Below are 26,089 nucleotides of genomic sequence, written 5' to 3'. Positions count from 1 at the left end.
AGCGTGCTCTTCGCGATGCTCCGCGACGGCACCTTCTACGAACACCGAACCCCCCGCCTCGCTTGACGAAAGACATAGAGGCACCCCCCCGCCACACCGCGCCGAGGAGGCCCTCGCGGCGGTCAAGGAGATCGTCGCCCGCGAGGCCGACCTGGACGCCGAGGTCGAGGCGCTGCGGAAGCGGGTCGCCTGATGGGAACGGCGGGCAGGCTCCGGGTCGCCGTCGCCGCGCCGCTCTCCGAGGAGAACTGCGCGCGCGTACGGGAGTTGGAACCGCGGATCGACCTCGTCGTCGACCACGCGCTCCTGCCCCCGATGCGCTGGCCCGCCGACTTCGCCGGCGATCCGGCCTGGCGGCGCACGCCGCGACAACAGTGCGCATACGAGGTGCTTCTCGACTCCGCCGACGCGCTGTACGGCATCCCCGACGTGAACCCGTCCGCGCCGGTGCGAGCGGTCCGCGCCGACGGGCTGCTGCGCTGGGTGCACACCATGGCGGCCGGCGGTGGCAGCCAGGTCAAGGCGGCGGGACTCGGCTCCGAAGAGCTCGACCGGGTCGCGTTCACCACCTCGGCCGGTGTGTACGGGCAGCCGCTCGCCGAGTTCGCCGTCTTCGGTGTGCTCGCGGGAGCCAAGGACCTGCCCCGTCCGAGCCACCAGCAGGGCGACCACGAGTGGGGCGGCCGCTGGACGATGAGGCTGGTGAGCGAGCAGACCGTGCTCGTGCTCGGCCTCGGTGGGATCGGCCGGGTCGTCGCCGCGAAGCTGCACGCGCTGGGCGCGAGGGTCGTCGGTACGAGCAGGCGGGACATCGATGTCCCCGGCGTGGCCGAGGTCGTGCATCCCGGGCGTCTCGTCGAGGTGGAGCCCAGGGGGGACGCTGTGGTCAACACGCTCCCCGGCACCGCGACGACCGAGCACTTGCTCGACAAGCGGTTCTTCGACGCTCTCCGGCCCGGCGCGACCCTTGTCAATGTCGGGCGGGGGAATGTCGTCGACGAGGCCGCCCTGATCGACGCCCTCGACTCCGGCCGGGTCGGCTTCGCCGCGCTGGACGTCTTCGAGACGGAACCGCTGCCCGCCGACAGCCGGCTCTGGGACCATGACCATGTGCTGGTGAGCCCCCACACCGCCGCTCTCAGCGCCGCGGAGGACCGTCTCATCGCCGAACTCTTCGCCAGCGACGCCAGCCGGCTCCTCGACGGACACGGCCGCTCAACCGGGTGAACACCGTCGAGTTCTACTGACCCATGACGACTGCCGAGTTGTGCTGACCGACCGGGGAGGAGACGCACCCCATGTCCTCACCGGCCGAGTCGCCCTGGTCACCGCTTCCGGCAGGGGCATCGGCCTCGGTATCGCCGAGCGGTTCGGGGACGACCGGGTCGCGGTAGGGGCCTTCGACATCGCGAACAAGTGCTCAGCGCAGCCGGCCCGTCGGGTTTCAAGGCCGTTGGAAAATGGTCACCTCACGGCTGTAGAGGACGAACGAGCGGGACGGGTCGTAGACGCCGCCGGTCTCGGCGGAATGCTCCCGCAGCGACCGCTCGTAAGAGGGGAAGTGGGTCAGCGCGTCGCCCGGGGAGGCGTAGTACAGGACCGCGACTCCTTCGTACGCGGGCTCTTCACGACCGCCGAAGTGGCGCAGTGCCTTCTCGGCCCCTGAGACCTGCCGGTGCTGGATGTAACCGCGCAACGCCCCGGCCTGTGGCTCGTCCTCGGCCAGCACCTTCTCGTGCGCGGTCTGCCACCGCTCGGTGAAGCTGTCCTGGTCCAGCCCTTCTGACATGCGGATGAAGTGAAGCACCTTCACCTGGCCCTCCTCCGCGGATGACGGCGGGGGCATGAGTACCGCAGGGCGGGCCAGTAGGGCCAGGGCGCTGGGCATGTCGCTGAAGTGGGCGCCGTCGGGGCCGATGACCTCGCGTGTGTACGGGTCTGCCATCGTGGCGGCCAGTGCTTCCATGTTCTCGAAGTGCAGTTCGGTGACGGAGTCCCGGCCGAAGTCGGTCAGGTGCGTGGGGTCCTCCTCGCTGCCGAATGACGCGTCGAAGACGTGGTTCTGGACGTAGCGTCGAACGTGGAGGGGATTCTCGGCGGCCAGCGATCCGTGCACGTGCTGCAGGTAGTGCAGGAACGCGTGGTGTGTCATTCCCGGCTTGCGACGGACGGCGGCGATCAGGTTCAGCATGTTTCTCCAGTGCGAAGGGCGGCGATCGGCATCGCGGTGGTCGTCCGCGATGCCGATCTCGATGGTTTTGTGGTTCTCGCGGTTCTTGTGGCGGATCGGCGTCGCGGCCGTTCAGCGTGCCATCTGCTCGATCGGTTCCGGGGCGGCCACTGGTCGGTGCCTGCGGGCGGAGAGGCCGAGCCCGATGGCGCCGATCGACCCGGCGACCGCGAGTACGCCCATGGCGCCCGCCAGGCTGCCGACGGCGGAGGTGAGCGCGAGCACCACGAGCGGGCAGATGAACTGGCCGATGAAGAAGGACCCCGTCCACAGTCCGGTGCCGCGGCCGCGGTCGGCGTAGTCGAGCCTGGACATGGCGAGGGTGAGGAGACTCGGCAGCATGATGCCGCCACCGAAGCCGTTGATCACAGCACCGATGGTCAGGACGACAGGGTTGGGGGCGAGCCAGATCACGGCGAAGCCGAGGGCGCACAGGGCGAAGACAGTGGGCAGCCAGGCGGCCGGGCTGCGGCCGGCCTTGGTGAAGACACCCGCGCCGATCACGGTCGCGACGCTGGATGCGGCGATGGCCAGCCCGATCATGCCGGGCTCGGTGACGCCCATGTCGTCGAGGAGGAAGGCCATCTCCACCTGGACGGTGTAGAAGAGGACGGCGCCGAAGACGGTCAGGGCGCACGTCCCGGCCAGCGGGCGCCAGGGGAAGGCCCGCTTGACCGGCTCCGAGGCGGTGGCGGTGACGGTGGGGGAGAGGGTGGGGGGCTGGTCGGCCGGTCGGGGCCGGGACAGGAAGGCGGCGAAGGCGGGGGCGAGCAGCAGGCTCACGGCGTAGGCCCAGAACGGTGTGCGCCAGCCGGCCGATCCTGCCGCGCCGCCCAGGGCGAAGAAGGCCGTCGCGGAGATCGCGGCGCACATGGTCTGCATGGCGAGGTAGCGGTCGCGTTGTCTGCCGGAGTAGTAGTCGCCGATCAGCGTGGTGCAGCAGGTCATGATGGCGGCTTCGACGACGCCGACGAGGGCGCGGCTGACGACGATGGCGCCGAGGGAGTCCAGCCACAGGGGGGCGGTGCCGAGGAGCGCGTAGAGCACGGTGGCGACGACGAGCAGGCGTTCGCGGCCGAGCCGGTCGACGATGACGCCGGCGAAGGGGGCCAGCAGTGCCAGGGAGAGGGCGGGGACCGTCAGGGCCATCGGGACCAGCGCGTCGACGCCCGGCACGTCGGCGAACTGGTCGTGCATCTGCGGCAGGACAGGGGCGATGAGCACGGCGCCCAGGATGGGCAGGCAACTGCCGGCCATCAGCAGGGTGATGCGCAGCCGGTGGCCGGGACCGGACACGGTCTGCTCGGACGGGCCGTCCACGACGGCTGCGGGCGGTGGGGACGGGAACGCGGGCACGGGTGCGGGCATGCGGAAACTCCACCTGGCGTAGCGGGAAGGGAAGGGGGTACGGCCACCCTCGTGAGGCCACCCCGAGCACGGGACGAAGTCGGAGCGCGGGGCACCGATGACTGCCGTGGCGTTGCGAAGGTCCGGCTTGCCGGGGGCCTGCGCCGACCCGGCAACGGTGGGTGATGCGGCTCCGGCGCCGGGTTGAGACGACTATGGGCTACTGGGCAGGGCCTGCCTAGCCTCCGGCCGATCGAGATCGAAGATGCGGATCATGCGTGCCTTGGATTCCGCGAGGGCCCGGCGCCGCTACCCGGGCGCGGACGCGGTGGTCGCCTCTTCCAGTCCTGGGGTTCCCTCTGGCAGGCGGGCGAGTGCGAGACGCAGGAACGCCTGGGCCGCGGGTGAGGTCGGGGCCGGGTCGCGGTGGGCGAGGGCCAGTGGCTGGAGTGCCTGCGGGTCGTCGAGGCGCAGGACGCAGTCGGCGTGGTCGTCGGGGACGATGGCGTCGGCCACAGGCCTGGGCACGACGGTCACGCCGATGCCCTCGAACGCCAGTGAGGCGAGGTCTCCCGCGCTGCGCAACGCGCAGACGCCCCGGCGGCGTGCTCGCGCGCGGTCGAACGCGGCGTCCACCTGCACGCGCAGTCCGGTGTCCGGACCGCATTCGAGGAAGCGTTCGTCGGCCAGCTTGGTCAGGTCGGTGACGCCGGTCCCGCGCAGGCGGTGCTGACGGCCCACGACGGCCACGAGCGGAACCAGGCGGAGCAGGTGGTAGGCGATGCCCGGGGGCAGCTGATGCTCGTGCAGGGCGACGACGGCGACCTCCAGCTCACCGGTCAGCAGCTGGGCGGCGGCCTCGACCCCGTCGGCGTCGGAAAGGGTGACCTCGACTGCGGGGTATGCCTCCTGATAGTCCCTCAGCAGGCCGAGCTGGTCGATGTTGCCGGCCGTGAGCGTGACCGAGCCGATGCGCAGCCGCCCTCGTACGGGTCCGTCGAGGGAGGCGATCTCGGCGTGCATCTCCTGCACTGCCTTGAGTACTCGCCGTGCGCAGGCGACGAAGGTCTGACCGGCCTGGGTCAGCCGGACGTTGCGGCTCGTCCGTTCGAACAGCCGGGCGCCGACCTCGCGCTCCAGCTGGGTGATCTGGTGGCTCAGCCCGGACTGCCCGATGCGGCAGCGTGCTGCGGCCCGGGTGAAGTTGAGCTCGTCGGCGATGGCCACCGCGTACTCCATCTGTCGCAGATCCATCGCAGTCTCCGATCATTTCGTGCGTGTTTCAGTGTTGGACGCCAAAGATACGCCGGGACATCATGGCCAGGACGGGCTGTTCAGCTCGGTTCCATCACGCTTCATGAGGCCCGATCTCGCCGCAGAGTGCTGCCGCCGAGGGGCATCGATCACATTCTTCGCTTGATCCAACCTTGTCATAGGGGAGAGAGCCATGGCCACTGCAACGACGCAGTCCAACGGGACGCCCGGACAGCAGCCCGTCGGCACCCAGCCGCCTCCGGAGACCATGGGGTTCCCGGACACTCCGAAGTTCCGTGGGTTCTTCGCCCCGTCGCGGATCGAGGCGGACGTGTACGACCTCGAGGTCGAGGGCCGCATACCCCCCGAGCTGTCCGGTGTCTTCTACCGGGCCGCCGCGGACACCCAGTACCCGCCGCGGTTCCCGAACGACGTGTACATCAACGGCGACGGCATGATCCACATGGTGCGCTTGGAGAACGGGCACGCGGATCTGAAGACCAAGTACGTCCGCACCAAGCGCTTCGAGCTCGAACGCCAGGCCCGCCAGGCCCTCTTCGGCGCCTACCGCAACCCGTACACCGACGACCCGTCCGTCCTCGGCATCGACGACGGCAACGCCAACACCTCGATCATCTGGCACGCCGGCAAGCTGCTCGCGCTCAAGGAGGCGGCCCTCCCGTACGAGCTGGACCCGCTGACCCTGGAGACCCGGGGCGTCTACGACTTCTCCGGTCAGATCCCGGGACGTACCTTCACCGCGCACCCCAAGCACGACCCGCTCACCGGCGAACTGATCGCCTTCGCGTACAACGCCACCGGTCTGCCGGACAAGCAGATCCACATCTACGAGATATCCGCCTCCGGCAAGGTCACCCGCTCGCAGACCTTCGAGGTCCCCTACTCCTCGATGGTGCACGACTGGCTGGTCACCCGGGACCACTTCGTCTTCACCATCTCGCCCATGGTCGCCGACCCGGAGCAGCTGAAGCGGGAGGCGCAGTACTTCGTCTGGGACCCGAACCAGGAGACCTACGTCGCGATCATCCCCCGCGAGCAGGGCGTGAGCGGCATCAAGTGGTACCGCAGCGAACAGCTGATGGAGACGCACTCGTTGAACGCCTGGACGGACGGCGACACCCTGGTCGCCGACCACTTCACCACCAAGTCCGGCTGGTTCTCCCAGTTCCCGATCACGACCGTCGGCCCGCTGCCCGAGAAGCCCCCGTTCCTGCACCGCTGGACCTTCGACCTCACCCAGGGCGCCGCCCACTGGGACGACGCCACCGACACCTACCGCAGCGAGCAGCTCATCGCCTCGCCCGGCGACATGCCCCGGGTCGACCCCCGCGTGCTGATGGAGAAGAACCGGCACGCGTGGATCGGCGGCATGCACCCCGACGTGCCGAAGTGTGAGGTCGGCCCGATGGGCCCGCCCTTCAACTCCCTGATCCACCGCGACGACCACACCGGCGAGACGACCTTCTGGGCCCCCGGCGAGTACGCCGCGCCCGAGGAGCCGGTGTTCGTGCCGAAGTCGGCGGACGCCGGCGAGGGCGAGGGCTACCTGCTCGCACTGATCGGCCGACGCGACCAGAACCGGCACGACCTGGTCGTGCTCGACGCCCTCGACATCGCCGCCGGCCCCATCGCCACCGTGAAGATCCCCTTCCGGCTCCGGTACGGCTTCCACGGCACCTGGGTGCCCGACAGCGAGCTGCGGAAGTGAGCGGGCCGATGCGGCTCATCAGGTGCGGACATGCCTGCATCCGGCTGGAGCGGGACGGCGTCGTCATCGTCATCGATCCCGGCGTCTACTCCGACCCTCGGGCGCTCGACGGTGCCGACGCGGTGCTCGTGACGCACGAGCACGTGGACCACTTCGCCGAGCCCGTGCTCCGCGCGGCGGCCGAGGCCGACCCCGCCCTGCGGATCTGGGCGGACCGCTCCGTGGCGGACCGGCTCGGCGGGCTCGGCGGCCGGGTCACCGTGGTCGGCGACGGGGACACCTTCGACATCGAGGGCATCGGTGTCGAGGTGCACGGTGAACTGCACGCGCCGACCCATCCGGACCTGCCACGGGTCACCAACGTCGGCTTCCTCGTGGGGAACACGGACGGCGCCGTCTTCCACCCGGGCGACGCGTTCACCGTGCCCACACGCCCGGTGGACACGCTCCTGGTGCCGGTCCACGGCCCGTGGTCCAAGACCGGCGAAGTCATCGACTACGTCCGCGAGATCAAACCCCGGCGCGCGCTGTCGATCCACGACGGTGGCCTCAGCGAGAGTGGAAACGCCCTGGTGGACGGCCTGCTGGGGGTCGGCGTACGAGACTCCGCCACTGCCTACGCGCGGGTCGCGGCCGGAGCCGGAATCGAGCTTGCCTGATGGTTCCTTCCACAGAAAACCGGAGGTCTGCGATGAGATGGCTCGGGCTTGAGGGGCACCGCGTGCTCGTCATGGGAGCCGGAGGCTTGGGCACTGCCTGTGCCCAGGGCCTGGCGGAGGCGGGAGCACAGCTCGTGATCGTCGACGCGGACGAGGCCCGCCTCAAGGTGCTGCGCGACGATCCGACACTCGCCGCCGCCGACGTACGGACCCTCACCGCGGACCTGACGTCGTCCGAGGCCTGCGAGCGGGTGGTCACGACGGCAGCCCATGACCTGGGCGGCCTGGACGTGCTCGTGCACGCCGTGGGAACGAACGACCGCCGCCCCGTGGTGGACACACCCGACGAGGTGTGGGACCGCATCATGACCCTCAACCTCTCCAGTGCGTTCTGGACCGGGCGCGCCGCCGGCCGGTTCATGCGCGAGGCCGGCCACGGCAGCATGGTGTTCTTCTCCTCCGTCTCCTCCCGGCTCGCGCACCGCCACCACGCCCCGTACGCGGCGTCGAAGGGCGGCCTGGACCAGCTGGTGAAGGTGATGGCCCGCGAATGGGCCGCCGACGGCGTCACCGTCAACGCCGTGGCCCCGGGCTACACGGAGACCGAGCTGACCCGCGCGTACCTGGACAAGCCCGGAATGCGCGAGGAGATGACCAGCCTGGTCCCCGCCGGGCGCCTGGGCACACCGCAGGACGTGGTCGGCGCCGTGCTGTTCCTAGCCTCGGCCCGCGCGTCCTTCGTGACCGGTCAGGTGCTCTACGTTGACGGCGGCCGCACGCTCGTCTGACCCCCGATTCCCTTGAAGTTCCATGGAAGGGAGTGCGGATGACCGCACGCCTTGCCGGACTGCTGCCCGGCGAGCTGAACGAGCAGCAGACCGAGGTCTACCGCGCCGTCACCGGCGGCCCGCGAGCGACCGGACCGCAGGCGTTCGCCCTCACCGACGAGGAGGGCAGACTGCGTGGCCCCTTCAACGCCATGCTGCTCAGCCCGCCCGTCGGACTCGCTGTCCAGGCGGTCGGGGCGGCGGTGCGCTACGAGTCGGTCCTGACCGACCGTGTGCGGGAGATGGCCATCCTGGTCGTCGCCGCTCACTGGGGGAGCGTTTTCGAGCGGGAGGCCCACGAGGCGGTGGGCCACACGTGCGGCCTCTCCGAACCCGAGATGGGCACACTGCGCGCCGGCAGGCTGCCTGACCTCGCGGACCCGGCCGAGCGGGCCGCCCTGCGAGCGGTCGTCGCGCTGACCCGAGCCGGTGCGCTGAGCGACCAGGAGTACTACGACACGGTGGCCGCGTGGGGAGAGCGAGGACTGTTCGAACTCACCACCCTGGTCGGCTACTACGCCCTGCTCGCCCTCCAACTGCGTGTCTTCGCCGGAGAAGGAACCCCTCCGGTCCAGGACCACAACACCGTCACTCGCCACCACCTCGAACCCGAAAGCGGGACATCATGAAGCTGATCACCTTCGACGACGGACGCGTCGGCAGACTGGAGCTGGAAGAACGGCTCGTCCTCCCCCTGGAGGTCGGCTCGACGCGCGAGTACTTCGAGCGCGACGGTCGGGTCACGGAGACCGGGGAGCGCCTGGCCCTCGACGACGTACGGCTGCGCGCCCCGATCGTGCCGAAGAAGTTCTTCCACACCTCCGGGAACTTCCGTGAGCACGAAGACGAGTCGAAGAACGTCGACTGGTCCCACCCCATGCACAAGGGCATCGTGTTCTTCCAGAACGTCGACGCGATCGTCGGGCCCGACGAGCCGGTGATCTACCCCGAACACCTCACCAGCGAGCTGGACTACGAGCTGGAGATCGCCGTCGTCATCGGCAAGCCCGGCAAGTTCTTCGCCGTGGACGACGCCCCGGACCACATCGCCGGATACGTCGTCTTCAACGACATCACCGCCCGCGACATCCAGCGCCGTGAGATGGAGTCCGGCGTCTTCTCCTTCTGCAAGGCCATCGACACCTTCTGCCCGGTCGGCCCCTACATCGTCACCGCCGACGAGATCCCCGACCCCCAGAACCTCGACATGGAACTGCGCGTCAACGGCGTGGTCCGGCAGAAGTCCAACACCAACCGCATGTCGGTCTCCATCCCGCACCTGGTCGCCTACCACTCCCCGCAGGGCTACAGCGCGGGCGACCTGATCACCACCGGCACTGTCCAGGGCGTCGCGGGCTTCAGCGGCGACCCGGACATGTACCTCAAGCCCGGTGACGTCGTCGAGGCCGAGGTGGAGCGCCTCGGCGTCCTGCGCACGCCCATCGTCAGCTGGGAGCAGGGTCACGGCACCCCCGTACCGGAGAAGGTGGACTGGTGAGGCTCGCTGTCATCGGCGGCCGTGCCGCCCTGGTCCGCGGCGATCGGGCCGCGGATGTCAGCTGGGCCTCGCAGGGTCGGCTGCCCAGCGACCCGATGGCCCTGCTGGAGCAGTGGCAACGGGTCCGCGACTGGGCCGCCGACCTCTCCGCCGAGGCGTACGACATCGAGGTGGACCCTGCCGCCCTCCAGGCCCCGGTTCCCCAGCCACGGCAGGTCTTCGCCGTCGCCCTCAACTACCCCCCGCACGCCGCCGAAGCCGGATTCACGCCGCCCGACGAGCCGTTGGTGTTCACCAAGTTCCCGACCTGCGTCACGGGCCCCCGCGTCACGGTCGAGCTGCCCGAGGGCAAGGTCGACTGGGAGGTCGAGCTGGTGGCGGTGATGGGCCGGTCGGCTCACCGGGTGTCCGCCGACCGAGCCTGGGAGACGGTCGCCGGACTCACCGTCGGACAGGACCTGTCGGAACGCGTCTCCCAACTCCAGGGCAAACCAGCCCAGTTCAGCCTCGGCAAGTCCTTCCCCGGCTTCGGGCCGACCGGCCCGGCCCTCGTCACCCCCGACGAGTTCGACGACCCCGACGACCTGGAGATCACCGGACTGCTCAACGGCGAGACCGTCCAGCAGGACCGCACCAAGTCCATGATCTTCCCGGTCCCCGAGCTCATAGCCCGGCTCTCCGCCGTGGTGTCCCTCCTCCCCGGAGACCTGATCTTCACGGGCACCCCGGCCGGAGTCGGCAACCGGATGAACCCGCCCCGCTACCTCACCGAAGGCGACGAACTCGTCAGCCGCATCCAGGGAATCGGCGAGATCCGCCAGCACTTCACCGCCGTACACCCCTGAAAGGACGCCGCATGGCACAGCAGAGCATTCCCCGCCGTTTCGAGGGCCGCAGCGTCCTGGTCACCGGAGCCGGCACCGGCTACGGCGCTGAGATCGCCGTCCGCGCCGCACAGGAGGGCGCCCGGGTCGCCGTCCACTACCGCAGCTCCGCCGCCGGGGCCGACAGGACCGTCGCCCGCGTCAAGGACGTCGGCGGTGAGGCGTTCACCGTGCAGGCCGACATCGCCGTCCACGCCGACGTCATCCGCATGGCCGACGAGGTCTTCAGCCGCTTCGGCGGCCTGGACGTGCTGGTCAACAACGTCGGTGACGTGGCAGCCGACCAGATGTCCTGGCGCGATGTCACCGAGGAGTCCATCGACCACGTGCTCGCCGTGGACATCAAGGGAACGATGCTCTGCGTGCACGAGTTCGGGTCCCGGATGCTGGAGCAGGGCCACGGCGCGATCGTCAACATCGGCTCCACCGTGATCGTCCGTGGCAGTGCGCGGGCCCCGCAGTACGCCGCCGCGAAGTACGGCATCCTCGGCATCACCAAGTCCTACGCCCAGGCCTTCGCGCCCACCGTGCGGGTCAACACCTTCGCGCCCGGTTTCATCGAGACCGAGAGGCTCCTGACCCGCGAGGACTGGAAGTCCGGCCGCCGCGAGGAGCTGATCGCCAAGACCCCGCTGGGCCGTGTCCCAGGCCCCGCGGAACTCGCCGGCACGGCCCTCTTCCTCGCCACCGACGACGCCTCCCACATGACCGGCGTCTACCTCAACGCCGACGGCGGCTTCAACATGATCGGCGCCTGACCCGCAGCCAACCGGACCGAACCCAAAGGCAGATGACCCCATGGATCCCATGCCACTTCACCGGAACCTCCTGATCGGCGGCAAGGAGACTCCCGCCGTCTCCGGCCGGACCACGGCCGACATCAACCCGTGGACCGGCAAGCCGTACGCCACGGTCGCCGCCGCCGGACCGGAGGACGTACGAGCCGCGGTGGACGCGGCGGACGCCGCCTTCGCCGAGTGGGCCGCCCTCGCGCCCTTCGCCCGACGCAGGATCTTCCTGGACGCGGCGGATCTCATGGAGCGGCGCGGCGAGCAGGCCGTGCAGTTGATGGCCGCGGAAGTCGGCGGCACCCGGGGATGGGCGCTGTTCAACGTCGCCCTGGCCGCGAACATGCTGCGAGAGGCCGCCGCCGCGATCACCGCCCCGCGCGGGGACGTGCTGGCCACCCAGGAACCGGGCGGGCTCAGCCTCGCCGTTCGCGAACCCCTCGGCGTCGTCGCGGCGTTCGCGCCCTGGAACGCGCCGATCATCCTCGGCACGCGAGCGGTCGCCGCCGCGCTCGCGGCGGGCAACACCGTCGTCGTCAAGGCGAGCGAGGACGCCCCCTTCGCGTGCGGGCTGTTCGTCGCCGACGTACTGCGCGACGCCGGTCTGCCCGACGGCGTCCTCAACGTCCTCACCAACGACAAGGCGGACGCCGCCGCGATCGCGCGGACACTGGTGGCGGACCCGCGCGTACGCGGCGTCAACTTCACCGGCTCGACCGGCGTCGGGCAAGTCATCGGCACCCTCGCCGCCCAGCACCTCAAGCCGGCCGTGCTCGAACTCGGCGGCAAGAACTCGGTGATCGTGCTGGAGGACGCCGACCTCGACCACGCCGTGAACGCCGCCGTCTTCGCCTCCTTCATGAACGCCGGCCAGATCTGCATGTGCGCCGACCGCATCCTGGTGCACACGTCACTCGTCGGCGAGTTCACCCGGCGGTTCACCGCGAAGGTCGCCGACCTGCCGAGCGGCGACCCGAGCCTGCCCACCACCGTCATCGGCCCCCTGGTCGACGAGGCCGCCGCCCGACGGGTCGCCGCCCTGGTCCTCGACGTGGTACGCAAGGGCGCGCGCGTACTCACCGGCGGCGGCCCGCCGGAGGGAGCCCTGCACCCGGCGACCGTCCTCGCCGACGTCCCCGAGGACGCGTCGCTGCACCACACCGAAGCCTTCGGACCGCTCGTCGCCATCACCGCCTTCCGGGACGACGACGAGGCCGTGGCACTGGCCAACGACACCGAGCACGGGCTCAGTTGCGGCATCCTCACCGAGAACGCCACCCACGGCCTGAAGGTGGCTCGCCGCATCCGCACCGGCATCGTGCACGTGGGCGACCAGTCGGTGGCGGACGAACCCCAGGCCCCCTTCGGCGGCTTCGCGGCCTCCGGCTACGGCCGCTTCGGCGGCCGCTGGGGCATCGAGGCCTTCACCAACACCCGTTGGATCACCCTGTCCACCGAGCAGCCGCACTACCCTTTCTGATTCGACGTCGAGAGTGATTCGGTCAGCCGGTGCGACTGGCCCCGGGGGATCTGGGCGGGGCGGCACGCACAGATCGTCGAGCGTTCGCCCGACATGCCGGCGTACGTCCAGCGTTCCTTCTCGCCCACCGATCACGGCTACCGGCCGTCGTCTCCGACCTTGGGCACCCCCCGAGCCGACGCTGTGAGGCATCGCGGAATTCCGCTTCGCGAGCACGGCCGCCGCACTCACCATGCCGCTCCGCATGCTCGAAGCCGCCCGCAGACCCCGCCGGCAGGTTACGCGCCGGATGACGTCGGCCCCGACGACCGTCTGCCGTCACCTCCGTCCGTTGCTGAGCGGCGTCGCCGCTGTCGCCCCACTGACCGGCAGCGGAACCGTTGGCCCTTCGCTCCATCCCGTCGACGTACAACCAGGTCGCACGGTTCTTCGACTTGATGTACGACGTACCCCCTGGCGCGGCCAGAGCCCGGGGCGGTCCCATCGCCGGGATGTGCGGAGGCTTCGGTCCCCAGCCTGAAGTCCGCCACGGTTACGAACGCTTCACACGGTCTGTTCAGGGTCCGTCGCGGCGCCGGCCGGACCGTCGGTTTCGGGACCCGGAAGGGCAAGGGCGACGTTGTTGTGGCCCGGCGGATACCGGGGCAGGACCTCCTTGGAAGACCGGGTTCCAGCCGTCGGTGCCGGCCAGGTACTTCTGGGCGGTGTAGTCGGCCGCCTCGGAGGCGGTCAACATGGGGCGGTCGGTCCCCCCGGCAGCGGAGCTGGTGGCGCACAGCTGATCCACACAGGAGACGGAGGAGTTGTTGTACTCCTTGAACCGGGCCCAGCTCCAGGGGTATTCGGGCACCATGTCGGTCCAGGGGTGATCGCTCCTGATGCCTGAGTGGACGGGGTGGGTGTCTGGTTCGCTGTCCACCAGGACGCGATCCGGGCGCGGGACGCGAAGCCCAGCTTGGCCAGGATGTTCTCCACGTGGCCGTCGATCGTGCGCGGGGAGCGTCCGAGCGCGGAACCGATCTGCCTGTTGCTCATGCCCTTGGCCACGAGCGCGGCCACCTCCCGCTCCCGGCGGGTCAGGGGACTCGGGACGATGTCCTGTTTGTTCGATTCCGGGGCGACCGGGCCCACGCCGGCATCGGCCTCGCTGTCGGTGTACGCGCGGGTGTCCAGGGCGAAGGCGATGGCCCCGTCGGGGCTGCTGTGCAGGCCGCCCTCCTCGAACGCCTTCGTGTAGGCGGCCCGGCCCACGGCGTCGACGATCTCCGCCGCGCAGCGCGCGTGGTGCTCGGCCATCCGCGGGTCAAACGCGGTGATGGCGGTGCCGGCGTCCCGCCACAGGGTGTCCGCGGTGCCCAGCAGCCGGGCGGCCTGTTCGTGGTCGCCCGCGGCGGCGGTGGCCCAGGCGAGCACCTCCAGCATCCTCGCGATCGCCGGGCGGTCGTTGAAGCCCCTCATGTCGTTCAGCGCGGCCCGGGCGCGTGCTCCGGTCTCCCTCCGGTCACCGCGCTGCCAGGCATCGAAGCTGAGCGCCAGCAACACCTGCGCGCGTCCCCACCGCTCCCCGGTCGCCTCGGAGGAGTCGACCAGCCACCCGCCGGTCTCCGCCGCACGCGGGTCCCCGACGTAGGCCTGGACGCAGGCCAGCGCGAGCACCCAGCCGACCGCCGCGCGTTCCTCGCCCAGCGCCGTCAGCGCGTCCCTCGCGCGTTCGTACAGGGGGACGGCGTCTTCCACCAGCCCTCGGTAGTGTGCCGACACGCCGCGGAAGCCCGTCACGTCGGCCCGCACGGCCGGGTCGCCCAACTGTTCGCCCACCGCGTCGGCCTCGTCGAGCCACTGGTCGGCCACCGCCAGATCGCCCTGACAGAGCGCCACCCAGACTGCGCTGATCAGCGCGCGGGCCCGTGCCGGTGAGGGTTCGGGCGCCACCGCCAGAGCCCGGTCGAGTTGACGGCGTCCCTCGCCGAGGAATCCTCCGACACACCAGTGGAAGGCCAGCGCGGCGGCCAGCCTGAGCCTGGCCTGGGGGTCGGTGTCGTAGGCAAGGGCCGCCAGCAGGTTGCCGTGCTCGGCGCGCAGCCGGGCCAGGTTCTCCACCTGGCCGGGGCCGTACCAGCCCTTGTCGACGCGCTGGGCGAGGTGGAGGAAGAAGTCGCGGTGCCGCCGCAGCAGCCGTCCCTCCTCGCCGGACTCGGCGAGCCGTTCCCGTCCGTACTGCCGGATGGTCTCCAGCAGCCGGTAGCGCGGCCGGCCCTCGGCCTCGCAGGTCAGCACCACGGACTGGGCGACGAGCCGGTCCAGGAGGTCCAGCACCTCGTACGCCGAGACACCCTCGCCCGCGCAGACCTCCTCGGCCGCGTCCAGGGCGAAGGTCCCGGCGAAGACCGACAGCCGGTTCCACAGCAGCCGCTCAGCGGGCGTGCACAGCTCCCAGCTCCAGTCGACCAGCGCGCGCAGCGTGCGCTGGCGCGGCGGTGCGCTACGGCTGCCGGCGCTGAGCAGGGTGAACCGGTCCGCCAGCCGGTCCGCGGCCTGGTCGACGGTGAGGGTGCGCAGCCGGGCGGCGGCCAGCTCGATCGCCAGCGGCAGCCCGTCCAGGTCGGTGCAGAGGCGGACGGCCTGGGCCCGGTTCGCGTCGGTGACCCGGAAGTCCGGCCGGACGGCGGTGGTCCTGGCCCACAGCAGCTCGACCGCCTCGTCCGGAGCCAGCGGGGGCACGGTGAAGACCTGCTCCCCGGTGATGCCCAGCGTCTCCCGGCTGGTCGCCAGCACGCGCACACCGGCGGCGGCCGTCAGCAGGGTCTGCGCCAGTTCGGCGCAGGCGTCGACGAGATGCTCGCAGTTGTCCAGCACGATCAGTACGTGCCGTCCGGCCAGGTATCCCGCCAACTGCTCCAGGACGGGCCGGGTGCCCAGGTCCGGTACCCCCAGCGCGACCGCCACCGCGTCCGGCACCGCCGACGGCACCCGCACGCCGGCCAGGTCGACCACCCATGCCCCGTCCGTGAGCGAGTCACTGGACGCGGCGGCCACCTCCAGCGCCAGCCGGGTCTTGCCCGCCCCGCCCACCCCGGTCAGCGTCAGCAACCGTGCCGTGCGCAGCGCATGACGGACCCCGGCGACCTCCTGCCGCCGGCCCACGAACGCGGTCAGGGCGGCGGGCAGGTTCCCTGCCTTGGATATCGCGCTGGTCGGGACAGTCATGATCACTCGCACCGGCAATCGTGTGGGCGGTGTTCTGAAGCACCATCGGTGCGGTGTGGCCACGGGGCACACCGCTGCCACCGCGGCCTCGGACCCAGCCGGGGCATCTGACCCTCGACCAGCGGAACCGCGTCATCCGCCCAGCAGGGCAGGGACATCCGCGGCGGCACAGGCGCTGAGGCTTCGAGCTGATCCCGGAATTTCCGAGCCGGGTCGCGTGCCTGCTTCAGCTGGGCGCGCGACGCGCTGATGGTGTCGTCGCGGGCGGCGGTGGCGCGGTGGACGGCGGCGTGGCCGACGCCGTGTTCCCTGCGTTCGCGTGCGGGCCGGGGTCGTGGTGTTCCTCCGTCCTCCGCTCGCCGCATCCTGGCCCAGCACGAGTTCACGGTTCTGCACGTCGAGGATGGTGCTGTCATGGGCCGTCCGGCGACCGGATCGGTGCCGCATCGGATCCGAAGATGTCCTTTGCTGCCTTCCGGAAAGCCGCCCGCACGCTCGCCGCGGTATCTCACGCGCCCGCCCACCCGCCTGCCGGGGCGCCACGATCCGCCCGCCCGCGGCAGCCGTACGACGCGTCGCGGAGCCCGCGCACCGAGCCGTGGCTGACGCTGATCGCCGTCGCGTTCGGACGACACCAGCCCGGCATGCTGCTGCGTCTGCATCCACAGGAGCAGGTGTCTGTCCTGGTCGTCGGCGAGGGGGTCGGCGCGGTGCGTCGTCCTGCCGTCTGTGCCCCATGGTGCTCGGCCCCGCGCAGCACACGGGCGGCTTCCGCGCGCTGTGGGTCGGTCACGGTCATCCCTTGCTCCTTGCCGCCATGCGGGTCGCCGCCTCGTAGACCAGCTCCGCGTGCAGCTCGAACATCGCCACCAGGTCGATGGCGTCGTCGTTGATCTCCCGGTGCACGAACAGGCCGTCGGCGACGGCGACGGCGTAGGCGGTGAGGGTGCGCACAGCGTCCTCGTCAAGGTCCGGGAACAGCTCTCCGAGCACGTCAGTGATCTTCTGGTTGGCGATGTCCCGCACCTGGAGGAACACGGTCCGGCCGCGGGGTTCGGTAGGCTGGCGTTCCAGGGCGAGCATCAGGCCGAGGCGCAGGAAGTCCGGGGCGTCGACGAGTGACTTCGCCACGTTCGCCGCCATGTCGGTGACCCGCTCCAGCGGCGTGCCCGCCTCCTCACCCGGCAGCACGACGGCCGCGAGCCAGGTCTCGAAGCTGCGCTCGATGACCGCGGCGATCAGGTCGTCCTTGTCCTTGAAGTGCCAGTAGATCGAGCTGGCCGGCAGCCCGCACTTGGCGCTGACCGCCGCGATGGACATGCCCTCGTATCCGCGTTCGCCCCCGATCTCCACCGCGGCGTCCAGGATCCGCTGACGTGACTCCACGCCGTTGGCGCGCTTCTTGCGCGGCGTCCGCGGCCCGGTCATGACCGGCGCACCCTCAGTCGCCACTCGATGGCGTAGACGCCCAGGGTCGACCTCACGGACGCCTCGTCGACATCCCTGTCGGAGTGGACGACCACCACCACGGAGCCGTCTTCGACGGTGGCTTCCACTCCGTTGATGTGCGCCACGCCTTCCAGAGCTTTGCTGACTGCGTCGCGTGTGGCGTCCGCCCGGAGCGCCGGCTTGTAGGGCTTGCCGACAGCGGTGACCGGGAGCGTGTCGAGGATCGACACCGCTTTGGGTGCCGCGGCGCTCTCGGCAACGTGCTCTGCTGCCCAAGCCTGCAGATCCGCGCCGGTGACGGTCGCTCCGGGGGCCAGCGTGACGAAGGCGACCGGGACTTCACCGGAGTGGTGATCCGGGCGGCCGACCGCTGCGGCGCCGGTGACGTCGGGATGAGCGAGCAGAGCGTCCTCGATCACCGCGGGGTCGATGTTGTGGCCACCGCGGATGATCAGGTCCTTGGCGCGTCCGGTGAGGTGGATGAAGCCGTCCTCGTCGATGCGGGCGAGGTCGCCGGTGTCGAGCCAGTCGTCGACGAGCTTGCCCAGCCCGTCGACCACCGGCCCCTGTGCGTCATGTCCGGTCACGTATCCGGGGAACACCGTCGGCCCCTCGATCACCAGCAGGCCGACCTCGCCCGCCGGCAGGTCGGTCCAACTGCCGTCGGGCTCGACGCGGACAACCTTGATCTGCTGGTACGGCATGCGCCGGCCGATGGATCCGGGCCTCGGGTGGTGGAGGAAGCCGCGCACGCTGGCGCAGGTCGCCTCGGTCAGTCCGTATCCCTCGACCAGTGCGACACCGGTGTTGCCCACGAAGGCGTCGCGTACCGCGCCCGGGAGCGCGGAGGCTCCCACCATGGCCAGACGCATGCTGGAGATGTCGGCGTCGACCTGGATCTGGGCCAGAATCTGGTAGACGGTCGGGACGGCGCTCATGGCCGCTACCCGGAAGTGCTCGACGATCTTCCAGAACTCGCGGTAGAGCGCGGGCTCGCGGTAGCCGTCCGGCCCGGCCCAGACCACGTGCTGGCCACGCAGAAGCGGCGCCAGGAGCGTGACGACGAGCGCGTTGACGTGGAAGAGGGGCAGGGCGGCGAAGACGACCGAGAGCCGACGTCGAGGAGTGAGATCACGAACAGGCCGGAGGCGAGCAGCGCCAGACCCACCACCATGACGGCCTTCATGCCGGCTCGGCGCACCAGGTGCGGGGTGAGCTGGGAGGTGGGCAGGACGACGGCGGCGACGGGGACGAGGGCGACGGCGGCCCTGAACGGGCTGTAGTCGAGGATGAGTTGCAGGTACTGCAGCCCCACGTAGAAGAAACCGAAGACGGCCATGAACTGCACGAGGACCGTGACGGCGCCGGCGCGGAAGCCGCGGATGCCGAACAGGGCGGGGTCGAGCAGCGGGTGTTCGGTGCGCAGGCCGAGGTAGGCGTAGGCGGCGAAGGACAGCACGGTGACGGCGAAGGCGCCGATCACCACGGGTTCCGTCCAGCCCTTCTCGTTGCCCTCGATGATGCCGAACACGAGGGTGCCGATCCCCAGGGCGGTGGTCACGGCGCCGGCCACGTCGGGCCGGTGCGGGTGGGCGTCCTTGGTGTTGGGCGCCAGCAGGACCGCGGCGAGCGCGGCGGCCAGGGCGACGGCGGCGCTGGTGACGAAGATCGACCGCCAGGAGAACTGCTCCAGCAGGGCGCCCGCGGCGAGCATGCCGATGATGGCACCGGCGGCCGCGAACCCGGACCACGTGGCGACACCCTTGGTGCGCTGCTCGGGCGGGAAGGCGGCGGTGATGGTGGAGAGCGTCCCGGGCATGATCATCGCGGCGCCGAGGCCCATGACGGCCCGCCAGGCGATCAGCGTGGACGTGGAGTCGGCGAAGGATGCGGCCAGGGACGCCGCACCGAAGACGAAGGTGCCGGCGACCAGGACGTTGCGGCGTCCGAGGCGGTCGCCGATCGCGCCGAGCGGCAGGACGAGGGCGGCCAGGGCGACGGTGTAGGCGTCCGCGATCCAGGTCAGGTCGCTGTTGGAGGCCGACAGGTCGATGGCGAGGTCGGGCAGGGCGAGGTTGAGCGCGGAGACGGAGGCGACGACGAGGACGAGCGCCAGGCACATCGCGAACAGCACGCCGCGGTGTCCGGCGCGGCCGGTGGCGACCGTCGGTTCGGTTTCCTGGCTTTCCCCGGTCTGCGGGTGGGGGGTGGTGGTCATGGAGACGTCCTCAGTCGGTGCCGGGCTGGACGAGCTTGAAGAGCAGGCGGGCGGCGGCCCGTTGGGCGTCCTGGCGCAGGCGTACCGGGGCCGGACGGGTCGACGTCGGCGTGGGGATGGCGGCCAGGAGGGGGAAGAGGGCTTCGGCATTGGCGCGGTTGACGGCCTGGAGCGTGCCGGGGGCGACTTCGGTGTCGAGGCCGACTGTGAAGTACTGGCCGGCGGGGGTGGGGGCGAAGGGCCAGTCGCTGCCGAAGAGGACGTGGCCGGGGCGGGCGAAGGCGAGCAGGGTGGGCAGGGCGGCGGGGCTGGAGGACAGGGCGGTGTCGAAGTAGAAGCCGCGGAAGTCGTCCAGGACGTCCAGGGGACTGCGTCCGGTGTCGCCGGCGATGGCGACGGCCATGCGGTGGGAGGCGTACGGGACGAAGCCGCCGGCGTGGCTGAGGATGAACCGGATGTTCGGGTACCTGCGCACGACGCCGTTGCGGACCAGGAGGTAGGCGGCCCGGGTGGTGTCGAGGAGGAAGTCGGCGGCGAACGGTGGGATCCCGTCGACAGCGGGTGCCGGGAGTTCGGCCGGGTGGACGAAGACGACGGCGGAGCGCTCGTCCAGGGTTCGCCACAGTTCGTCCTGGCCGTCCGTGCCGAGGTAGGTGCCCTGGTTGTTGGCGAGGAGGGTGACCCCGTCGGCGCCGAGTTCGTCCAGTGCTCGCACGGCCTCTGCGGCCGAGGCGGCGGTGTCGGGCATGGGCAGGGTGGCGAAATACCCGAAGCGGCCGGGGTGTTCGGCGGTGAGGGACGCGGAGAAGTCGTTGAGCTGCCTGGCCAGGGTGGCTGCCTCGCCCGGGTCGGTGAGGAAGCTGGTGCCGGGGGTGGAGACGGACACGATCGCCGTGGCGGTGCCCAGCAGGTCCATCAGCTCCAGAGCCGCCTCGGGGCTCCAGTCGGGCAGGGCGCGCCCCCCGGCGTCGGCGATGCCCGCCTTGGCGAGGAGGCCGCGGTAGAAGGGCGGGACGATGTGCTGGTGGACGTCGACCCGGTGTGGTGCGGTGGTCATGAGGCGTACTCCTGAGTTCCTGAGGCTCCTGCGTGGTGAGCGGACCAACGCCCGCGTCGGTGGTCAAGCCGTCCCTGCCGCCGCCCCATCCGCACCCGGCCTGCCTCGGCGTGCCGGAGGAAGCCGGAGTGGACGCCGATGGAGTCGAGGGCGAGCGGCCGGTGTCCGGCCGGCCTGGGCGGGGCGGTCCCCAGCGGCCGTACAGGATCGTCGGCGGACGCGAAAATCTCCGGCGGGGTGTTACCGGAGTCGATGACGGTGACCGGCAAGGGGGCAGGCGACATGAGCGGGTCTTGTTCCGGGTGCTTCAGACGAAGGTCACCGACACCGGGCCGAGACCGCTGAAGCGCGCCTCGATCTTCTGGCCGGCGCTGACGAAGGGGGCGGTGGTCATGGCACCGGGCAGCACCAGGTGCCCCGGCTCCAGGAAGGTCCCGAAGGCGGCGAGGGTGTTCGCGAGCCAGGCGACCGCGGCGGCGGGATGGCCCAGCACCTCCTTGCCGCTGCCCGCAGCCACGCGTTCGCCGTCGACCATCAGGTCGACGAGGACGACGGCGAGGTCGGGCACCTCGTCCAGGGGCGTCCAGGCCCCGCAGACCAGGCCGCCGGAACTCGCGTTGTCGGCGGCCGTGTCGACCAGGGTGATCTTCCAGTCGCGGATCCGGCTGTCGACGATCTCCAGGGCGGGCGCGACCGCTTCGGTGGCGTCCAGGACGTCCTCGACGGTGACGCCGGGGCCGTGCAGGGGCCGGGCGAGCAGGAAGCAGATCTCCGGTTCGATGCGCGGTTGGCAGTAGTGCCCTGCGAGGACGGTGCTGCCGTCGCGGTGGACCATGTCGTCGAGGAGATGACCGAAGTCGGGTTCGTCCACGCCGAGGAGCCGCTGCATCGCGGCCGAGGTCAGACCGACCTTGTGGCCGACGACGCTGGCCCCGTCGGCCTGGCGCCAGGCGATGTTGTCCCGCTGGACGGCGTAGGCGTCGGCCAGGTCCAGGCCGGGCAGCAGGGCCGACAGCGGGTCGATCGGTGTCACGTGATGCTCGGCTTCACGCAGCAGCAGGCCGGCTTCCTCGCGCTGCCGGTCGGACAGGGTCATGCCTCGCTCCTTGCTGCCATGCGGGTCGCCGCGTCGTAGACCAACTGGGCGTGCAGTTCGAACAGGGCCACCAGGTCGACGGTGTCGCCGGTGACCTCGCGGTGTACGAACAGGCCGTCGGCGCCGGCGACGGCGTAGGTGGTGAGGGTGCGGACGTCGCCCTCGTCCAGGTCGGGGAACAGGGTCGTGACCACTTCGGCGATCTTCTGGTGGGAGATGTCCCGGACCTGGAGGAAGACCGTGCGGCCCCGGGGTTCGGTCGGCCGCCGTTCCAGGGCGAGCATGAGGCCGAGGCGCAGGAAGTCGGGTGCGTCGATCAGGGACTTCGCCACGTTCGCCGCCATGGTCGTGACCCGCTCCAGCGGGGTGCCGGTCTCCTCGCCGGGCAGTTCGACGGCCGCGAGCCAGGTCTCGAAGCTGCGTTCGATGACCGCGGCGATCAGGTCGTCCTTGTCCTTGAAGTGCCAGTAGATGGAGCTGGCCGGCAGCCCGCACTTGGCGCTGACCGCCGCGATGGACGTGCCGTCGTAGCCCCGCTCGCCCGCGATCTCCACGGCGGCGTCGAGGATGCGCTGTCGCGACTCCACCCCGTTCGCCCGCTTCCTGCGCGACGCCTGCGGCCTGCTCATGGGGGTGCCCTTTCTGTCGTACCGGCACTTGACCGTCTCCAGCACCGACCTTACCGTAGCGCCTATTCCAATTGGAGTAAACGCTACAGCAAGAGCCGTGGAACAGGGACGACAGTGAGGTGGTCCAGTGAGTGAGAACAGCGCCCAAGGCAAAGCCGAGGACGGTGCCGAAGACCTTGCCTGTGACGTGGCGGTGATCGGTTACGGGCCGACGGGTGTGACCGCGGCGAACCTGCTCGGTGCGATGGGCCTCAAGGTTGTCGTGCTGGAGCGCGACGCCGAGGTCTACTCACGGGCGCGTGCGATCTCCACGGACGAGGAGGTCGTACGGATCTGGCAGCGCATCGGCCTGGCCGAGCGGCTGAAGCTGGACATGCTGGCCGAGCGGCCGCTGGACTTCGTGGATGCCAAGGGCCGTGCCTTCATCAGCGCGCATCCCACCCCGCGCGGACACGGGCATCCGCCGCAGATGTTCATCTACCAGCCGGCTCTGGAGAAGGTGCTGCGCGAGGGCGTCGACCGATATCCGAACGTACGGGTGTGGCTGCGGCACGAGTGCCTGCGGCTGCGCCAGGACGCCGAGGGCGTGGAGCTGACGGTGCTCGGGACCGCCGACGACTCCGTACGACGTCTGCGTGCCACGTACGTCATCGCGGCCGACGGCGGCTCCAGCCTCACCCGCGCCCAGCTGAACATCGGCTACGAGGGCAAGACGTACGAGGACCGCTGGGTCGTCATCGACACCGAGATGCTCAAGCCCTGGCCGGACCACGACCGGCTGCGCTTCCGCTGCGACCCCGCGCGGCCCGCGGTGGACTGCCCGACCCCGCTCGGCCATCACCGCTGGGAGTTCCCGGTCCTGCCCGGCGACGACGAGGAGTACCTGACCACCGACGAAGCGATCTACGACATGGTGGCGGGGTACGGGATCAGTCGGGACAACGTCAAGATCCTGCGGGCCACGATCTACAGTCACCACGTCCGCTTCGCCGCCCGCTTCCGGGTCGGCCGGGCCTTCCTCGCCGGCGACGCCGCCCACGCCATGCCGCCGTGGATCGGCCAGGGCATGGCCGCCGGGGTGCGCGACGTGGCCAACCTGTCCTGGAAGCTCCACGCCGTGCTGCGGGGCGAGTTGCCGGAGGAGGTGCTCGACTCGTACGAGGCCGAGCGCAAACCCCACGTCAAGGAGGTCACCAAGCGGGCGGAGTTCGTCGGGCGGATCATCACCGAGCGGCGCCGGTCGGTAACGACGGTCCGCGACGTCGGGCTGCGCACCCTCGACCGCATCCCGGGCTTCAGCCAGTGGCTGCAGGACGCCAACTGGATACCCGGCGCCCACTACGCCGCAGGCTTCCAGGCCCACCCGCGCACCAAGGCGTCCGGTCACCAGATCCCGCAGCCCTGGGTGACCGGCCCGGACGGAGCCCGCGTACCGCTGGACGACGCGCTCGGCAGCCGATGGCTGCTCCTGCACGCCCGGACGGCGACACCACAACCCCAGTGGGACCGCCTCGGCCTCCCCTCGCTCACCGTCACGCCCGCCGGATCCCGGCCGGCCGAGGGCACGCTCGTCGACAGTGACGGAGTCCTGCTGCCCTGGATGGGCGAGCGCCGCGCGGCCACCCTCGCCCTGCGCCCCGACGCCTACGTCTACGCCGCCGCGTCCACGGGCGCGCAACTCCCGCCGCCACCGAACGGCTTCGCGCCGACGATCACACCCCGCCCCACCGTGACCACCGCCGCCCAGTGAGGAACACCACCATGACCACACAGACCGGCCTGCCGACGATGCACGAGACGACGTACGGCATCGGCGGCAAGCACATCTTCGTCGCCGAGACGGGGGACGGCCCGGCAGTCCTGCTGCTGCACGGCGGCGGCCCGGGCGCCTCCGGCGTCGCCAACTACTCGCGCAACATCGCCGAGTTGGCCAAGGAGTACCGGGTCATCGTTCCGGACCTGCCCGGCTACGGCCGCAGCACCAAGGGCGTCGACGGTGCCGACCCCTTCGGGTACCTCGCCGACCTCATCCGCGGTCTGCTCGACCAACTCGGCTTGGAAAAGGCGCACTTCGTCGGCAACTCCTACGGTGGTGCCGCCGCCCTGCGCCTCGCCCTGGACACCCCCGACCGGGTCGACCGCATGGTCCTGATGGGCCCCGGCGGCATCGGCACCACGCGCGCGCTGCCCACGCCCGGCCTCAACAGCCTGCTCAACTACTACAAGGGCGAGGGACCTTCGCGGCTGAAGCTGGAGAAGTTCATCCGCACCTACCTCGTCTTCAACGCCGCCGACGTGCCCGACAGCATCATCGACGCCCGCTACCGGGACAGCATCGACCCCGAGGTGATCGCCGACCCGCCGCTGCGCCGCCCGTCCGGCCCGAACGCGCTGCGCACGCTGTGGAAGATGGACTTCACCCGCGACGAGCGCCTGTCCCGGCTGCCCGTGCCGACCCTGGTGCTGTGGGGCGCGGCGGACAAGGTCAACCGGCCGAGCGGCGGCCGGATGCTGGCCGAGCGGATGCCCAACTGTGATCTGTACGAGGTCGCCAACACCGGCCACTGGGTCCAGTTCGAGCGCGCCGAGTTGTTCAACCGGCTGTGCGCCGACTTTCTGGCGGGCCGCCGATGAACACGCTGGAGCAGCCCTCCGTCTTCGGCGCGGTCCACCTCGGCTACATCGTCATCGAGTCCGACCGATTCGCCGACTGGCGCCGCTTCGGCGCCGACGCCGTCGGCATGCACCACGACGACATCTCCCGCGACGTGATGCGTTTCCGGCTCGACGACCAGGAGTGCCGCTTCCTGCTCCGGCGCGGCCCCGCCGAGGACGTCGTCGCCACTGGCTGGCACATCGACGACCACACGACCTTCGAGCAGATCGAGGCCCGTATCCGCGCCCACGGCGTCCCCGTCGTCGAAGGCACCAAGGAGGAGGCGGAGTTGCGCGGTGTGGAGCGCCTGCTGCGCTTTCCCGGTCCGAAGGGCATCACCCAGGAGATCTACACCACGCCCGTCCTGACGCCCGAGCCGCTGCGGATGCTCGCGTCCGGGTTCGTCACCGGCGACTCGGGCATGGGCCACGTCGCGATCACGTCCACCAAGCCGGCTCAGCTGCGTGGCTACTTCAACACGGTCTTCGACGCCCGGCTGACCGACTACATCGACGAGACGATCAGCGGCGTCAAGCTCAAGATCCGCTTCCTGCGGGTCAACGAACGCCACCACTCCATCGCGATCGCCGCCGTACGAGGTCTGCCGGTCGACCCCGTCCGCACCCGCGTCCAGCACCTCAACATCCAGACGGCCACCCTCGACGACGTGGCCCAGAGCTACCAGCGGGTGTGTGAACTCGGCTTCGACATGGCCCTGTCCGTCGGCCAGCACACCAATGACAAGGAACTCTCCTACTACGCCCGCACGCCGTCGGGCTTCGAGTGGGAGGTCGGCTGGAACCCGATCGTCATCGACGAGACGACGTGGGAACCCAGCACCCACCAGGGCATCAGCATCTGGGGCCACCTCCCGGTCGGCCAGGCCATCGTCGACAAACTCGACCGGTTCCGCCTCGGCGCCCGCTCCCTGGCCCGCCCGGAGAGGACCGTCCCGGCCCTCAGCGGGGCCGGCATCCCCGACGACTGACGCGACACGTCGGGGACCCCCCCCCCCGGCGGGGGGGGGGGCCGACGGGGGGGAGCATCACGACCACACGGCGCCCAGCCAACCCGCCCGGGC

23 protein-coding genes and 1 pseudogene are annotated in these 26,089 nt (G+C 70.7%); 13 read left to right on the top strand and 11 right to left on the bottom strand.

The window, feature by feature from the left end:
* Together ACWCRB_RS38475 and ACWCRB_RS38470 are read left to right on the top strand one after the other, a co-directional pair.
* Nucleotides 1-193: pseudogene (locus tag ACWCRB_RS38475) on the top strand (hypothetical protein); the annotation flags it as partial.
* A complete protein-coding gene (locus ACWCRB_RS38470) occupies nt 193-1,227 on the top strand; it encodes a D-2-hydroxyacid dehydrogenase (protein WP_451000494.1) in 1,035 nt (344 codons plus the stop codon). The pseudogene ACWCRB_RS38475 and the gene ACWCRB_RS38470, both read left to right, overlap by 1 nt.
* Before the next feature lie 217 nt (nt 1,228-1,444).
* Here ACWCRB_RS38470 and ACWCRB_RS38465 read toward each other — a convergent pair whose 3' ends face one another.
* From ACWCRB_RS38465 to ACWCRB_RS38455, 3 genes are all read right to left on the bottom strand, one after another.
* Nucleotides 1,445-2,191, bottom strand: a complete 747-nt coding sequence (locus ACWCRB_RS38465; protein WP_451000493.1) for an EthD domain-containing protein — start codon at nt 2,189-2,191, stop codon at nt 1,445-1,447.
* Between the two features lie 111 nt (nt 2,192-2,302).
* On the bottom strand, nt 2,303-3,598 hold the full coding sequence (locus ACWCRB_RS38460; RefSeq protein ID WP_451000492.1) for an MFS transporter: 1,296 nt from the start codon (nt 3,596-3,598) through the stop codon (nt 2,303-2,305).
* Nucleotides 3,599-3,886: 288 nt separating this feature from the next.
* Complete coding sequence (locus ACWCRB_RS38455) at nt 3,887-4,831, bottom strand: LysR family transcriptional regulator (protein ID WP_451000491.1); 945 nt, start codon at nt 4,829-4,831, stop codon at nt 3,887-3,889.
* Nucleotides 4,832-5,024: 193 nt separating this feature from the next.
* Between ACWCRB_RS38455 and ACWCRB_RS38450 the strand changes: the two genes are divergently transcribed.
* The 8 genes from ACWCRB_RS38450 to ACWCRB_RS38415 are packed head-to-tail and all read left to right on the top strand — an operon-like array spanning nt 5,025 to nt 12,696.
* Entirely contained in the window at nt 5,025-6,560 is a 1,536-nt protein-coding gene (locus tag ACWCRB_RS38450) for a carotenoid oxygenase family protein (RefSeq protein WP_451000490.1), read from the top strand.
* 8 nt (nt 6,561-6,568) lie between these two features.
* A complete protein-coding gene (locus ACWCRB_RS38445; protein ID WP_451000489.1) occupies nt 6,569-7,219 on the top strand; it encodes an MBL fold metallo-hydrolase in 651 nt (216 codons plus the stop codon).
* A complete protein-coding gene (locus tag ACWCRB_RS38440) occupies nt 7,219-8,007 on the top strand; it encodes an SDR family NAD(P)-dependent oxidoreductase (protein ID WP_451000488.1) in 789 nt (262 codons plus the stop codon). Before ACWCRB_RS38445 ends, ACWCRB_RS38440 begins: the two co-directional genes overlap by 1 nt.
* Nucleotides 8,008-8,045: 38 nt before the next feature.
* The gene (locus ACWCRB_RS38435) at nt 8,046-8,675 is read left to right on the top strand and encodes a carboxymuconolactone decarboxylase family protein (RefSeq protein ID WP_451000487.1); all 630 of its coding nucleotides are present in this window, start codon (nt 8,046-8,048) and stop codon (nt 8,673-8,675) included.
* Nucleotides 8,672-9,544 (top strand): fumarylacetoacetate hydrolase family protein, encoded by an 873-nt coding sequence (locus ACWCRB_RS38430; protein WP_451000486.1) that lies wholly within the window; start codon nt 8,672-8,674, stop codon nt 9,542-9,544. The genes ACWCRB_RS38435 and ACWCRB_RS38430 overlap by 4 nt, the downstream gene beginning before the upstream one ends.
* The gene (locus tag ACWCRB_RS38425; RefSeq protein ID WP_451000485.1) at nt 9,541-10,389 is read left to right on the top strand and encodes a fumarylacetoacetate hydrolase family protein; all 849 of its coding nucleotides are present in this window, start codon (nt 9,541-9,543) and stop codon (nt 10,387-10,389) included. Before ACWCRB_RS38430 ends, ACWCRB_RS38425 begins: the two co-directional genes overlap by 4 nt.
* Nucleotides 10,390-10,400: 11 nt before the next feature.
* The gene (locus ACWCRB_RS38420; RefSeq protein ID WP_451000484.1) at nt 10,401-11,186 is read left to right on the top strand and encodes an SDR family NAD(P)-dependent oxidoreductase; all 786 of its coding nucleotides are present in this window, start codon (nt 10,401-10,403) and stop codon (nt 11,184-11,186) included.
* Nucleotides 11,187-11,235: 49 nt separating this feature from the next.
* On the top strand, nt 11,236-12,696 hold the full coding sequence (locus tag ACWCRB_RS38415) for an aldehyde dehydrogenase family protein (protein WP_451000483.1): 1,461 nt from the start codon (nt 11,236-11,238) through the stop codon (nt 12,694-12,696).
* A gap of 729 nt (nt 12,697-13,425) precedes the next feature.
* On the opposite strand, the gene ACWCRB_RS38410 is transcribed toward ACWCRB_RS38415, so the two are convergent.
* The 8 genes from ACWCRB_RS38410 to ACWCRB_RS38375 all read right to left on the bottom strand — a co-directional run bounded on the left by ACWCRB_RS38410 (nt 13,426) and on the right by ACWCRB_RS38375 (nt 22,352).
* A complete protein-coding gene (locus ACWCRB_RS38410; protein ID WP_451000482.1) occupies nt 13,426-15,903 on the bottom strand; it encodes a LuxR C-terminal-related transcriptional regulator in 2,478 nt (825 codons plus the stop codon).
* A 508-nt stretch (nt 15,904-16,411) separates the two neighbouring features.
* On the bottom strand, nt 16,412-16,702 hold the full coding sequence (locus ACWCRB_RS38405) for a hypothetical protein (protein ID WP_451000481.1): 291 nt from the start codon (nt 16,700-16,702) through the stop codon (nt 16,412-16,414).
* Entirely contained in the window at nt 16,699-17,331 is a 633-nt protein-coding gene (locus ACWCRB_RS38400) for a TetR family transcriptional regulator (RefSeq protein ID WP_451000480.1), read from the bottom strand. Before ACWCRB_RS38400 ends, ACWCRB_RS38405 begins: the two co-directional genes overlap by 4 nt.
* Complete coding sequence (locus ACWCRB_RS38395; protein ID WP_451000495.1) at nt 17,328-18,404, bottom strand: AMP-binding protein; 1,077 nt, start codon at nt 18,402-18,404, stop codon at nt 17,328-17,330. The genes ACWCRB_RS38400 and ACWCRB_RS38395 overlap by 4 nt, the downstream gene beginning before the upstream one ends.
* The gene (locus ACWCRB_RS38390) at nt 18,296-19,570 is read right to left on the bottom strand and encodes an MFS transporter (protein WP_451000479.1); all 1,275 of its coding nucleotides are present in this window, start codon (nt 19,568-19,570) and stop codon (nt 18,296-18,298) included. Before ACWCRB_RS38390 ends, ACWCRB_RS38395 begins: the two co-directional genes overlap by 109 nt.
* 10 nt (nt 19,571-19,580) lie before the next feature.
* Nucleotides 19,581-20,627: an amidohydrolase family protein gene (locus ACWCRB_RS38385; protein ID WP_451000478.1), complete on the bottom strand. Its 1,047-nt coding sequence runs from the start codon at nt 20,625-20,627 to the stop codon at nt 19,581-19,583.
* Nucleotides 20,628-20,934: 307 nt separating this feature from the next.
* Nucleotides 20,935-21,723 carry a 2-keto-4-pentenoate hydratase gene (locus tag ACWCRB_RS38380; RefSeq protein ID WP_451000477.1) on the bottom strand — a complete coding sequence of 263 codons (789 nt, stop codon included), beginning with the start codon at nt 21,721-21,723 and terminating at the stop codon, nt 20,935-20,937.
* Nucleotides 21,720-22,352, bottom strand: a complete 633-nt coding sequence (locus tag ACWCRB_RS38375) for a TetR/AcrR family transcriptional regulator (protein ID WP_451000476.1) — start codon at nt 22,350-22,352, stop codon at nt 21,720-21,722. The genes ACWCRB_RS38380 and ACWCRB_RS38375 overlap by 4 nt, the downstream gene beginning before the upstream one ends.
* 127 nt (nt 22,353-22,479) lie before the next feature.
* On the opposite strand from ACWCRB_RS38375, the gene ACWCRB_RS38370 reads away from it, so the two are divergent.
* From ACWCRB_RS38370 to ACWCRB_RS38360, 3 genes are read left to right on the top strand one after another with little or no spacing between them, the layout of a single operon-like run.
* Entirely contained in the window at nt 22,480-24,102 is a 1,623-nt protein-coding gene (locus ACWCRB_RS38370; RefSeq protein ID WP_451000475.1) for a bifunctional 3-(3-hydroxy-phenyl)propionate/3-hydroxycinnamic acid hydroxylase, read from the top strand.
* Nucleotides 24,103-24,113: 11 nt separating this feature from the next.
* Nucleotides 24,114-24,986 carry an alpha/beta fold hydrolase gene (locus ACWCRB_RS38365; RefSeq protein ID WP_451000474.1) on the top strand — a complete coding sequence of 291 codons (873 nt, stop codon included), beginning with the start codon at nt 24,114-24,116 and terminating at the stop codon, nt 24,984-24,986.
* Nucleotides 24,983-25,996: a VOC family protein gene (locus ACWCRB_RS38360; protein ID WP_451000473.1), complete on the top strand. Its 1,014-nt coding sequence runs from the start codon at nt 24,983-24,985 to the stop codon at nt 25,994-25,996. Before ACWCRB_RS38365 ends, ACWCRB_RS38360 begins: the two co-directional genes overlap by 4 nt.
* Nucleotides 25,997-26,089: the final 93 nt, after the last annotated feature.

The sequence above is a fragment of the Streptomyces sp. NPDC002156 genome, assembly GCF_053593675.1.
The sequence above is the reverse complement of the archived record's forward strand: the minus strand, read 5'-3'. Positions and strand labels throughout refer to the sequence as shown.